Below are 10,981 nucleotides of genomic sequence, written 5' to 3' on the forward strand. Positions count from 1 at the left end.
GGGGGTATCGGGTGTGCGGCTGTTGGGTGGGGGTGGCGGGGGGTGTTGGGTGGGGGGCGGGGTGTTCGGTGGGGCCGGTTTGTTCGGTCCGGCGGGGTGTTCGGTGAGGCAGGTCAGGGCGGCCGCGTCCCGGGCGCACCGGGCCGCGGACGGCGCGATCGACGCGGTGAACCTGTCGAGCACCCACCTGCAGCGCTTCCTGTCCGCGCGGCGGCGGGAGCTGGACGCGCTGGAAGGTTTCCGGGCCGCCGTGGAGCCCCTGAGCCACGCGTCGTCCGACGTCACGCCGCTGCCGCTGGTGCGGCGGAACGACGAAGCCGGCCTCGGTGCACCCTTGGACGCCCGGGAGGCGTAATAGAGTGTGTCGGGACTGAGCCGGACGAGGAGTGTGCGTGACCGCTGCAACGCGTGACGACTCGCGCAGCGAGCCGGAGGACGAGGACTACTCCCCCGTCCGCTGGAACGACCGCGCCATGTTCGGCAAGTTCCGAGGTCTGCCCTGGTGGGCAGCGGTGCTCATCGCGTTCGTGGTGGCCATCGTCGGCACCTACGTGGACGTGGGCTCGGCCGCGAAGACCGTGGGCTGGGTGTTCGCGGTCACGTTCTTCGTGGGCTGCGTGGGCGCGGTGGTGTTCGTGGAGCGCCGGTCGATGTTCGGCCCGGTCGTCCAGCCGCCGCTGATCCTGGCGATCGTCGTGCCGGTGCTGGTGGTGTTCACCCAGGGCATGCCCGACGGCGGGCTGGCCTCGGCCGGCCTGACCCTGGGCAAGCCGCTGATCGACGGGTTCCCGGCGATGGCGATCACCACGGCGTGCACGGTGCTGCTCGGCATCGTCCGGGTGACGACGCAGAAGGACCCGAACCGGCCGACCAGGGACGAGATCCGCGAGGCCAAGGGCAAGCCGGAGAAGCCGCGCCGCGCGGAGCGGGCCGACCGCGCCGAGCAGGCCCAGTCGGACGAGCGGCCGAAGAAGCGCCCCCGCGCCGACCGGCCCGAGGCCGCGGCCGACCGCCGCCGCCCGGCCGCGCAGGCCGCCGACGAGGACCGCCCGAAGCGCCCCCGCCCCGCGTCCGGCGGCGACCGGGACCGCCCGCGCCGCCCGGCGTCGCCGCGCGAGGGCAACCGCCCCCCCCGCCCCCGTCCGCGCGACGACGACTGATCCGTCGCTCCCGTTCGCGCGACGACCGACCGCTGCCGGTCCGGCGGCGATCGGTCCACGCGCCGCCCGCCTGATCAGCGGCCGGACGTCCCGCCCGCGACGGCCGGCCCTCGCCCGCCCGCGACGGCCGGCCCTCGCCCGTCCGCGGCGACGGCGGGCTTCGCCGACTTCGGCGACGGTTCCGCCCGTCACCGCGCCGACTCGTGCTCCAGCAGTCGCCGCTTCACGTCCGCGCCCCAGCGGAAGTTGCCCAGCGCGCCGCCCGTGCGGATGACGCGGTGGCAGGGGACGAACAGGGCGGCGGCGTTGCGGGCGCACGCGGTGGCCGCGGCGCGGACCGCGGCCGGGTTGCCGGCCAGCGAGGCGTGGTCGGCGTAGCTGATCGGCTCGCCCGCCCGCACGGTCCGCAGCGCCTCCCACGCCCGGCGCAGGAACTCGCCGCCGTGCTGCCGGACCGGGATGTCGGCGATCGCGTCCAGCTCACCGGCGTGGTAGGCGCGCACGGCCCTGGTCACGGGGCCGAGGTCGCGGCGGGGGATGAGCGTCGTGGGCCGCAGCGAGGGCGACACCTGCGGCAGCAGGTCGTCCGCGCCGGCGGTCCACCCGGCGGCCAGCACCGCGCCGTCGGCGGCGACGACGGCGGTGAACGGGCCGATGTGGGTGTCGATGGTCGACACGTGGGCGGTGCTCACGCGGTCCTCCTCAGGGTCATGGCGTCCAAGTGCATCGCGGCGTACGAGCGCCACGGGCGCCACGCGATGTCATCGCCGGTCAGGGAGATGTCGGGCGCGCCGAGGACGCGCATCACGACGTACGACGCGACCCGCGGCCCGACGCCGGGGAACGCCGACAGCTCGGCGTGCAGCTCGTCCGCGTCACGGCCCACGTCCACCCGCAGGGCGCCGTCGGCCAGGGCACGCGCCACCGGCGAGTCGACGGCGGCCGGCGCGGGGTACAGGTGCGTCACCGGGCCGTCGGGGTGCTCCAGCGGCTCGCCCGGCAGGTCGTGGCCGAGCGCCCGGAGCAGGGTCTCCGCGCCGTCGACGCTGCCCGGCAGCCGCACGCCCGGCCGGGCCAGCACCGACGCGCGCAACACCGGGTCGGCGGACAGGAACCCGTCCACCGCGACCGGGTCGGCGTCGAGGTCCAGCAGCCGCCGCACCCGGCTCACCGCGCTGCCCAGGTCGCGCAGGTCGGTCAGCCGCAGCGAGCACGACACGTACCCCGCCGCGGGCTCCAGCCGCACGGTCGCCTCGCCGTGCGGCAGCCGCAGCGACCGGGCGTAGCAGTGCTCGGTGACGTGCTCCACACCCGGGATCGCCCGCGCCCGGAAGTACGCCAGCAGCCCGGCGGCGTCGAACGGCGGCCGGTACGGCAGGCGCAGCGTGATGCGGCCCGCCGTGGTCGAGACCGAGCGGGCCGAGCGCATCGCCGTCGGCGTGCTCGCGAACACCGCCCGGATCGTGTCGTTGAACTGCCGCACGCTGGCGAACCCCGCGGCGAACGCGATGTCGCCGAACGGCAGGTCGGTCGTCTCGATCAGCAGCCTCGCGGAGTGCGCCCGGTGCGCGCGGGCCAGCGCCAGCGGCCCTGCGCCCAGCTCGGCGGTCAGCACGCGGGTCAGGTGGCGCTCCGAGTAGCCGAGCCGCGACGCGAGCCCCGGCACGCCCTCCCGCTCCACCACGCCGTCGGAGATCAGGCGCATGGCGCGGGCCGCCAGGTCGGCCCGCAGGTTCCACTCCGGTGAGCCCGGCACCGCGTCGGGCAGGCACCGCCGGCACGCCCGGTACCCGGCCGACTGGGCGGCCGCCGCGGTCGGGTAGAACTCGGCGTTGCGCCGCTTCGGCGTCACGGCCGGGCAGGACGGGCGGCAGTAAATCCCGGTCGTCCGCACGGCCAGGATGAAACACCCGTCGAACCGGGCGTCACGGGCGGCGACGGCCCGGTAGGCACGTTCGGCGTCGAGGAGCACGGACCCCACTCTGCCGGCGGCGGGACGTGCGGTCTCGCGGGAATCGGACACGACGGCGGGGGCGCGTAGACTCACCCACCGTGAGTTTGACCCTCGGTATCGTCGGCCTGCCCAACGTCGGCAAGTCCACCCTGTTCAACGCCCTCACGCGCAACGACGTGCTGGCGGCGAACTACCCGTTCGCGACCATCGAGCCGAACGTCGGCGTGGTGCCGCTGCCGGACGCCCGCCTGAGCAGGCTGGCGGACATCTTCGGCTCCGAGCGCGAGGTGCCGGCGGTGGTGTCGTTCGTCGACATCGCGGGCATCGTGAAGGGCGCGTCCGAAGGCGCGGGCCTGGGCAACAAGTTCCTCGCCAACATCCGCGAGGCGAACGCGATCTGCCAGGTCATCCGGGTGTTCGACGACTCCGACGTGGTCCACGTGGACGGCCGCGTCGACCCGGGCGCGGACATCGAGACGATCAACACCGAGCTGATCCTGGCCGACCTCCAGACGTTGGAGAAGGCCATCCCGCGGCTGGAGAAGGAAGCCCGCACGCAGAAGGACCGCCGCCCGGCGCTGGAGGCGGCCCAGAAGGCGCGCGAGGTCCTGGACGGCGGCCGCACCCTGTTCGCCGCGCAGTCCGAAGTGGACGGTTCGCTGCTGCGGGAGCTGAGCCTGCTCACCGCCAAGCCGTTCCTGTACGTGTTCAACGCCGACGAGGCCGTGCTCACCGACGAGGCGAGGCTCAAGGAGCTGCGCGAGCTGGTGGCCCCCGCGGACGCGGTGTTCCTCGACGCCAAGGTCGAGGCGGAGCTGCTGGAGCTGGACGAGGAGTCCGCGCGGGAGCTGCTGGAGTCGATCGGCCAGCACGAGCCGGGCCTGCACGCGCTGGCCAGGGCCGGTTTCCACACCCTGGGCCTGCAGACCTACCTGACCGCGGGCCCGAAGGAGTCGCGGGCGTGGACGATCCCGCGGGGCGCGACCGCGCCGCAGGCGGCCGGCGTGATCCACACGGACTTCGAGCGGGGCTTCATCAAGGCCGAGGTGGTCTCGTTCGACGACCTGGTGGAGGCGGGCTCGATGGCCGCCGCGAAGGCCGCCGGCAAGGTCCGCATGGAGGGCAAGGACTACGTGATGGCCGACGGCGACGTCGTGGAGTTCCGCTTCAACGTGTGACCCCGCCGTCCGGCCGGACGGCGTCGGCGGGTCCGAGGGTTCATCGGCACCCCTTCGAGTGGTACCATATCCGGTACCAGAGCGAGGGGGTGCCCGCTGTGTCCATCACCGCGAGCGAGGCCCGCAAGGACCTGTTTCCGCTGATCAAGAAGGTCAACGAGGACCACGACGCCATCGAGATCGTCTCCAAGCACGGCAACGCCGTGCTGCTCTCCGCCGAGGACTACGCCGCCCTGCGCGAAGGCTCCTACCTCCTCCGCTCGCCGGCGAACGCCCGTCGGCTCCTCAAGGCGTACGAGAACGCGTTGAGCCGGAGGAAGCTCTCCGAGCACGCGCTCGTCGACCCCGACGCGTCACCGGCGGGCGAGGGCGGCGAGTGAGGCTCGTCTTCGAGGAGCACGGCTGGGAGGACTACACGTCCTGGCTCAAGAACGACCGCAAGGTGCTCGCCCGGATCAACAAGCTCATCGAGGACGTGCTCCGCGACCCCTTCGCCGGGATCGGCAAGCCCGAACCGCTCAGGCACCACCTGCCCGGCGCCTGGTCGCGGCGGATCGACGACGAGCACCGGTTGGTCTACCTCGTCGCCGACGACGAGATCGTCATCCTCGCGGCCCGCTACCACTACTGATCGTCGGCATCGCCCGGCGTCCGAGGGCGGGTGTCGTCGGACGCGGGGGCCGGGGCGGATTCGCCCGCGTCGGCTCGTCGCGGGTGCGCGACCTCGGCTCGGCTCGTCGCGGGTGCGCGACCTCGGCGGGACTTCGCCCTCGGCCCCGGCAGACCTCGGGGCGGTGCGGTCGTCGCACCGCCCCGAGGTACTGTGCCCGGAGTCGTCAGCGCACCTGGTTGCGGCTGTGGCGGGCCAGGGCGAAGACGCCCCCCGCGGTGGCCAGCATGCCCAGGGCGGAGACGGTGAACACGACGATGTCGGTGGTCATGCGAATTTTCCCCTTGCGTTGATCTCCCACTCGTCTTGACGTTCGGGTACCCGGTTTCGTGGCCCGACAGTCGTGTAATTCACACCATCGTGGAGGTGGGGGCAGTGGGGCTGCGCACACTCGAAGGGCGGGTTCTCGCCTTCGCGCCGTGGGTGCTCGGCCTGTCCCTGCTCGGCCACCTGGCGATGGTGGCGTTCCAGACGAAGATGACCATGGTGGACCTGATGGTCTACCGGAACGCCTCGCCGGAGCTGTTCACCGGGCAGCTGTACGAGTGGCGGCTCAAGGAGTTCTCCGACCAGTTCGCCCTGCCGTTCACCTACCCGCCGTTCTCCGCGCTCGTCTTCGTGCCGCTGTCCTGGGTGCCGTGGGGCGTGGCCCGCTGGTTCTGGCAGCTCGTCAGCCTCGCCTGCCTGTGGTTCGTCACCCGCAAGTCGCTCCAGCTCGTCGGCAGCGGCGACCCGCGTCGCGCGATGCTGTGGACCGGCCTGTTCATCTGGGTCGAGCCGGTCCGCACCACCCTGAACTACGGCCAGATCAACCTCGTCCTGGCCGCCCTGCTGCTCGGCACGCTGGTCTCCGCGCGCAACGCCGCGCGGGGCGCGGGCGTCGGGATCGCGGCCGGGTTGAAGCTCACGCCGGCGATCTCCGGGCTCTACTTCCTGGTGAACCGCCAGTACAAGGCGGCCGTGTGGTCGGTCGCGGCGTTCTTCGGCACGGTCGCGGTGGCGTACGCGGTGTCGCCGCGCCTGTCGAACGAGTACTGGTTCCACCTGCTGGGCGACGCCTCCCGCGTGGGCCCGGTCGGGTCCGCGATCAACCAGTCGCTGCGCGGCGCGCTGTCCCGCACCGTCGGCCACGACATCGGGACGGGGCCGGTCTTCGTCGGCGCGGTCGTGGTGGCGGCCGTGCTCACGGGGTTCGCGCTGCACGCGGCGGTGAAGGCGCGGGACGCGTTGGCGATGATCGTGTCGGTGCAGCTCCTCGGGCTGCTCGTCTCGCCGATCTCGTGGAGCCACCACTGGGTGTGGGCGGTGCCCGCGCTGATGTGGCTGCTGTACTCGGCCCGGCACCGGCTGGCCGTCGTGACGGCGGTCGCCTGGCTGCTGGCGATCGGCAGCTACCTGATCTCGTTCCTGCTCAACGCGCAGCCGTCGATCTGGATCATCCCGCGGCCCTGGCACCAGTCGGCGCTCGGCTGGGTCTACCCGGCGGTGGGCGTGCTCACGCTGGTCACGATCGCGGTCGTGCTGCGGGGCCGGCGGGCGGCGACGTCCCGACAGGTCGGCGGGTCACGACAGGTCGGCGGGTCACGACAGGTCGGCGGGTCACGACAGGACGGCGGGTCGCGGAGCGGGTCACCGGACGGCGTCGAGCACCCCGTCGATCTCCTCCGCGAGTGACACGTCCAGGGCGGTGATCCCGCCGCTGGAGTGCGTGCTGCAGCGGAACGTCAGCGTGCGCCACCGGATGTCGATGTCCGGGTGGTGGTTGTCGTTCTCGGCGATCTCCGCCACGCGGTTCACCACCTGCAACGCCTGCGCGAAGCTCTCCAGCTCCACCGTGCGCACCAGCGCGGCGTCCTGCGCCCGCCACGACGGCAGCGAGGTCAGCGCGGCGGTCACCTGGTCGTCGGTCAGCAGCTCGGCCATGGCCCCGATCGTGCCACCGCGCGGGGTAAGCTGTCCGTTCGCCACGGGAGTCCGGTGCTGCGCCGGGCTGAGAGGAAGGCGCGCGAGCCTTCGACCGTCCACACCTGATCCGGGTCATGCCGGTGTAGGGAGAGATGATGTTCCGACGAGTGCTGCCCGCCGTGACCGCGTTCGCGCTGCTCACGGGCTGTTCGGTGACCACGTCCGACGCGCCGCCCGCGGGGGAGCGGGTGGTCACGCTGGTGACGCACGACTCGTTCGCGCTGTCGCCGGAGCTGCTGGAGCGGTTCAAGGCCGACACCGGCATCACGATCAAGCCGCTGGCCAGTGGCGACGCGGGCGAGGTGACGAACAAGCTGGTCCTGACCAAGGACGCCCCGATCGGCGACGTCGCCTTCGGCGTGGACTCGACGTTCGCCTCCCGCGCGTTGAAGGAGGACGTGTTCGCCGAGTACGCGAGCCCGGAGGCGCAGCACGGCGCGCAGCGCTACCGGCTCGACCCGCCGAACCGGCTGCACGCGGTGGACGTCGGCGACGTGTGCCTGAACATCGACGTCGCGGCGTTCGCGGGCCTCGGCGAGCCTCAGCGGTACGAGGACCTGACCGACCCGAAGTACAAGGACATGCTCGTGGTCGAGGACCCGGCCACGTCCTCGCCCGGCCTCGCGTTCCTGCTCGGCACGATCGCCGAGTTCGGCGAGGACGGGTGGCAGGACTACTGGGGCCGGCTCAAGGCCAACGGCGTGAAGGTCGTCAGCGGCTGGGAGGAGGCGTACACGCAGGACTTCTCCGGCTCCAGCGGCAAGGGGCCGAGGCCGGTCGTCGTGTCCTACGCCTCGTCGCCGTCGGCGGAGATCGGCGACGACGGCACGCCGCGGACCAAGGCACTGCTGGACACCTGCTACCGGCAGGTCGAGTACGCGGGCGTGCTGAACGGCGCGAAGAACCCCGAGGACGCGAAGAAGGTCGTGGACTTCCTGCTCGGCGAGCAGGTGCAGGCGGACGTGCCGGGCCAGATGTACGTGTACCCGTCGCGCGAGGGTGTCGCGTTGCCCGAGGCGTGGACGAAGGCCGCGCCGCTGCCCGCCGAGGCGCGGTCGCTGCCGGCGGGCGAGGTCGACGCCAACCGGGAGCGGTGGGTGCGGCAGTGGCGCGCGTTGGTCCAGGGCTGAGGTCCGGTCCCGGTTCCGGTTCGCGCGGGGGTTCGGGGTCCGGGTCGTCCGGCGGTCGGGGGTTCGGGTCGGGTTCGCGCGGTGGTCGGGGGTTCGGGGCGTCCGGTGGCGCGGGGTCCGGGTGGCGTGGCGGCCGGCGGCCGGGGCCCGGGGTGGTCTGGGTGCTCGCGGCGTTGCTGCCGGTGGTGTTCCTGGGCGTGTTCTTCGCCTGGCCGGTGGCGGCGATCGTCTCGCTCGGGTTGGGCGAGGGCGGGCCGCTGCCGGTCCTGGCGCGGGCCGACACCTGGGACCTGGTCGGGTTCACCCTCGGCCAGGCCGCGGCGGCGACGGCGTTGGCGCTGGTCGCGGGCATGCCGGTGGCGTTCCTGCTGGCCCGTTGCCGGGTGCGCGGCGCGGGGGTGGTGCGGGCCGCGGTGATGGTGCCGTTCGTGCTGCCGACGGTGGTGGTGGGGCTCGCGTTCCGGGCGTTGTGGCCGGACGGGGGTGTGCTGCCGATCGTGCTGGCGAACGCGTTCTTCAACGTCGCGGTGGTCGCCCGCACGGTCGGCGGGCTGTGGGCGCGGGTGGACCGGCGCGCGGAGGACGCGGCGCGGGCGTTGGGCGCGTCCCGCGTGCGGGCGTTCACGTCGGTGGTGCTGCCGTCGTTGGCGCCGGCGATCGGGTCGGCGGCGTCGGTGGTGTTCCTGTTCTGCGCCACCAGCTTCGGGGTGGTGCTGGTGCTCGGCGGGGCGCGGCACCGCACCCTGGAGACGGAGATCTACCTGCGGACGGTGGAGCTGTTCGACCTGTCCGGCGCGGCGGCGTTGTCGCTGCTGCAGTTCGCGGCGGTGATCGCGGTGCTGGTGGTCGGCGGCCTGGCGCGCCGGCGGCGGGAGCGGGGGCTGCCGCTGCGGGTGGAGCCGCCCCGTCGCCCGGTGGGCGGCGAGTGGGGTGTGGTCGCGGCGGCGTGGCTGGTGGTGGCCGCGTTGTCGACGCCGGTGGTGGGGCTGGTGGTGCGGTCCCTGGCGACGCACGACGGGTGGAGCTTCGCGGGCTACGCCGCGCTGGCGGGCACCGGCGAGCGCGGCACGCTGGCGGTGTCGGGGCTGGACGCGGCGCTGAACTCGGTGCGCGTGGCGACCGACGCCACGGTGGTGGCGCTGCTGGTCGGGGTGACGTCGGCGGTCGTGCTGGTGGGGTTGCGGCGGCACGGGTCGTGGTTCGCGGAGGCCCTGGACACGGCGCTCATGCTGCCGCTGGGCGTGTCGGCGGTGACGCTCGGCTTCGGCTACCTGATCACGATGAACGCCCTGCCTGGTGATTTCCGCACGTCACCGCTGCTGGTGCCGCTGGCGCAGGCGCTGGTGGTGACGCCGTTGATCGTGCGGATCGTGCTGCCGGTGCTGCGGGCCGTGGACGAACGGCTGCGGCAGGCGGCGGCGACGCTGGGCGCGAGCCCGTGGCGGGTGTGGCGCGAGGTGGACTTCCCGCTGGCGTCGCGGTCGCTGCTCGCGGCGGCCGGGTTCGGGTTCGTGGTGGCGCTGGGCGAGTTCGGGGCGACGAGCTTCCTGGCCCGGCCGGACGCGCCGACGCTGCCCGTGGTGATCGCGCGGCTGATGTCGCGGCCGGGGGAGTTGAACAGCCAGATGGCGTACGCGGCGTGCGCGTTGCTGATGGTGGTGACCACGGCGGCCGTGCTGGTGATCGAGCGGTTGCGGGTGCCGAGCGGTGGGGAGTTCTGATGTCGTTGCGGGTGGACGGGCTCAGCGTGGCGTACGGTCCCGTGCTCGCGGTGTCCGATGTGGACCTGACCGTGGTGGACGGTGAGGTGGTGGCGCTGCTGGGGCCGTCCGGGTGCGGGAAGTCGACGCTGCTGCGCGCGGTGGCGGGGCTGGAGCCGGTCGCGGGCGGCGCGGTGTCGTGGGACGGCGCGGACCTGGCCGGGACGCCCGTGCACCGGCGGGGTTTCGGGCTGGTGTTCCAGGACGGGCAGCTGTTCCCGCACCGGGACGTGGCGGGGAACGTGGCGTTCGGGCTGCGGATGCGGGGGGTGGAGCGGGAGGCCCGGGGCAAGCGGGTGGCCGAGCTGCTGGAGCTGGTCGGGTTGGGCGGGTACGGGGCGCGGCGGGTGACCGAGTTGTCCGGTGGCGAGCAGCAGCGGGTGGCGTTGGCGCGGGCGCTCGCGCCGAGGCCGCGGTTGTTGTTGCTGGACGAGCCGCTGTCGGCGTTGGACCGGGCGTTGCGGGAGCAGTTGGCGGTGGACCTGGCGCGGCTGCTGCGGGAGGCGGGGGCGACGGCGCTGGTGGTGACGCACGACCACGACGAGGCGTTCACGCTCGCGGACCGGGTGGCGGTGATGCGGGCCGGGCGGATCGTGCAGGTCGGGGAGCCGTCGTCGGTGTGGCAGCGGCCGGTGGACGTGGAGACGGCGCGGTTCCTCGGGTGCGGGAGGGTGCTCGGGGCGGAGGCGGCGGAGGAGTTGGTCGGGGTTCGGGGGCGGGTGGGGTTGCGGGCGACGGCGTTGCGGGTGGATCCGTCAGGGGGGATCGAGGCGGAGGTGGTGGAGCGGGTTCATCGGCGGGATCACGTGCGGTTGGTGGTGAGGTTGAGGGGGCCGGTGGGTGACCGGTCGGGGGATCGGTTGGAGGGGGAGTTCGAGGCGGTGGCGGCCGTGGTGGAGCCGCCTGCGGTGGGGGAGCTGGTCAGGTTGGTGGTGGATCCCGATGGGGTGGCGGTGATCGGGGATCAGGGTGGGAAAGCGTGAAAGATCAAAAGCGTCCTCGCCGGACGGGCAGGCCAGCAGGATGACGGGGGTGGGTGGTGAAGCCCCGGTTGCGTCGTTGGTCGGGTTTCGTGTCATCCCGCCGACCTCCACGAGGGCTACCGCACGCGTCAAGGGGGCGGTTCCAGCCCACTGTTGCGGTAGGGCTGGAAGCCCTGTCTCT

General features: G+C 73.4%; 11 protein-coding genes, 1 pseudogene and 1 riboswitch. Of the genes and pseudogenes, 9 read left to right on the forward strand and 3 right to left on the reverse strand.

Annotated elements, in window-relative coordinates:
* Positions 1 to 124 precede the first annotated feature (124 nt).
* Positions 125 to 355, forward strand: a pseudogene (locus ACFXGA_RS31700) (DNA recombination protein RmuC); the annotation flags it as partial.
* Positions 356 to 392: 37 nt separating this feature from the next.
* Entirely contained in the window at positions 393 to 1,160 is a 768-nt protein-coding gene (locus tag ACFXGA_RS31705; RefSeq protein WP_378094290.1) for a DUF6542 domain-containing protein, read from the forward strand.
* A 188-nt stretch (positions 1,161 to 1,348) separates the two neighbouring features.
* Here the strand turns inward: ACFXGA_RS31705 and ACFXGA_RS31710 are convergent, their stop codons facing one another.
* Together ACFXGA_RS31710 and ACFXGA_RS31715 are read right to left on the reverse strand one after the other, a co-directional pair.
* A complete protein-coding gene (locus ACFXGA_RS31710; RefSeq protein WP_378094292.1) occupies positions 1,349 to 1,852 on the reverse strand; it encodes a methylated-DNA--[protein]-cysteine S-methyltransferase in 504 nt (167 codons plus the stop codon).
* Entirely contained in the window at positions 1,849 to 3,132 is a 1,284-nt protein-coding gene (locus tag ACFXGA_RS31715; protein WP_378094294.1) for a DNA-3-methyladenine glycosylase 2 family protein, read from the reverse strand. Before ACFXGA_RS31715 ends, ACFXGA_RS31710 begins: the two co-directional genes overlap by 4 nt.
* Before the next feature lie 80 nt (positions 3,133 to 3,212).
* Here ACFXGA_RS31715 and ychF point away from each other — a divergent pair, with 80 nt between their 5' ends.
* The 4 genes from ychF (at position 3,213) to ACFXGA_RS31735 (ending at position 6,636) form a co-directional block, all read left to right on the forward strand.
* Complete coding sequence (ychF, locus tag ACFXGA_RS31720) at positions 3,213 to 4,292, forward strand: redox-regulated ATPase YchF (RefSeq protein ID WP_378094296.1); 1,080 nt, start codon at positions 3,213 to 3,215, stop codon at positions 4,290 to 4,292.
* A 98-nt stretch (positions 4,293 to 4,390) separates the two neighbouring features.
* The gene (locus ACFXGA_RS31725; protein ID WP_378094299.1) at positions 4,391 to 4,672 is read left to right on the forward strand and encodes a type II toxin-antitoxin system Phd/YefM family antitoxin; all 282 of its coding nucleotides are present in this window, start codon (positions 4,391 to 4,393) and stop codon (positions 4,670 to 4,672) included.
* Positions 4,669 to 4,923 carry a Txe/YoeB family addiction module toxin gene (locus tag ACFXGA_RS31730; protein WP_378094301.1) on the forward strand — a complete coding sequence of 85 codons (255 nt, stop codon included), beginning with the start codon at positions 4,669 to 4,671 and terminating at the stop codon, positions 4,921 to 4,923. Before ACFXGA_RS31725 ends, ACFXGA_RS31730 begins: the two co-directional genes overlap by 4 nt.
* Positions 4,924 to 5,337: 414 nt before the next feature.
* Positions 5,338 to 6,636, forward strand: coding sequence for a mannosyltransferase (locus ACFXGA_RS31735; protein ID WP_378094303.1), 1,299 nt, complete (start codon positions 5,338 to 5,340; stop codon positions 6,634 to 6,636).
* On the opposite strand, the gene ACFXGA_RS31740 is transcribed toward ACFXGA_RS31735, so the two are convergent.
* Positions 6,592 to 6,885: a 4a-hydroxytetrahydrobiopterin dehydratase gene (locus ACFXGA_RS31740; RefSeq protein ID WP_378094305.1), complete on the reverse strand. Its 294-nt coding sequence runs from the start codon at positions 6,883 to 6,885 to the stop codon at positions 6,592 to 6,594. The two genes, ACFXGA_RS31735 and ACFXGA_RS31740, sit on opposite strands and share 45 nt — an antisense overlap.
* 33 nt (positions 6,886 to 6,918) lie before the next feature.
* Positions 6,919 to 7,035, forward strand: a riboswitch (TPP riboswitch).
* On the opposite strand from ACFXGA_RS31740, the gene ACFXGA_RS31745 reads away from it, so the two are divergent.
* The 3 genes from ACFXGA_RS31745 (at position 7,023) to ACFXGA_RS31755 (ending at position 10,800) form a co-directional block, all read left to right on the forward strand.
* On the forward strand, positions 7,023 to 8,057 hold the full coding sequence (locus tag ACFXGA_RS31745) for a thiamine ABC transporter substrate binding subunit (RefSeq protein ID WP_378094307.1): 1,035 nt from the start codon (positions 7,023 to 7,025) through the stop codon (positions 8,055 to 8,057). (Overlaps the previous riboswitch by 13 nt.)
* A gap of 152 nt (positions 8,058 to 8,209) precedes the next feature.
* On the forward strand, positions 8,210 to 9,778 hold the full coding sequence (locus tag ACFXGA_RS31750; RefSeq protein WP_378094309.1) for an ABC transporter permease: 1,569 nt from the start codon (positions 8,210 to 8,212) through the stop codon (positions 9,776 to 9,778).
* Complete coding sequence (locus tag ACFXGA_RS31755; RefSeq protein ID WP_378094311.1) at positions 9,778 to 10,800, forward strand: ABC transporter ATP-binding protein; 1,023 nt, start codon at positions 9,778 to 9,780, stop codon at positions 10,798 to 10,800. Before ACFXGA_RS31750 ends, ACFXGA_RS31755 begins: the two co-directional genes overlap by 1 nt.
* Positions 10,801 to 10,981: the final 181 nt, after the last annotated feature.

The sequence above is a fragment of the Actinosynnema sp. NPDC059335 genome (assembly GCF_042752395.1).
GTDB lineage: Bacteria > Actinomycetota > Actinomycetes > Mycobacteriales > Pseudonocardiaceae > Actinosynnema.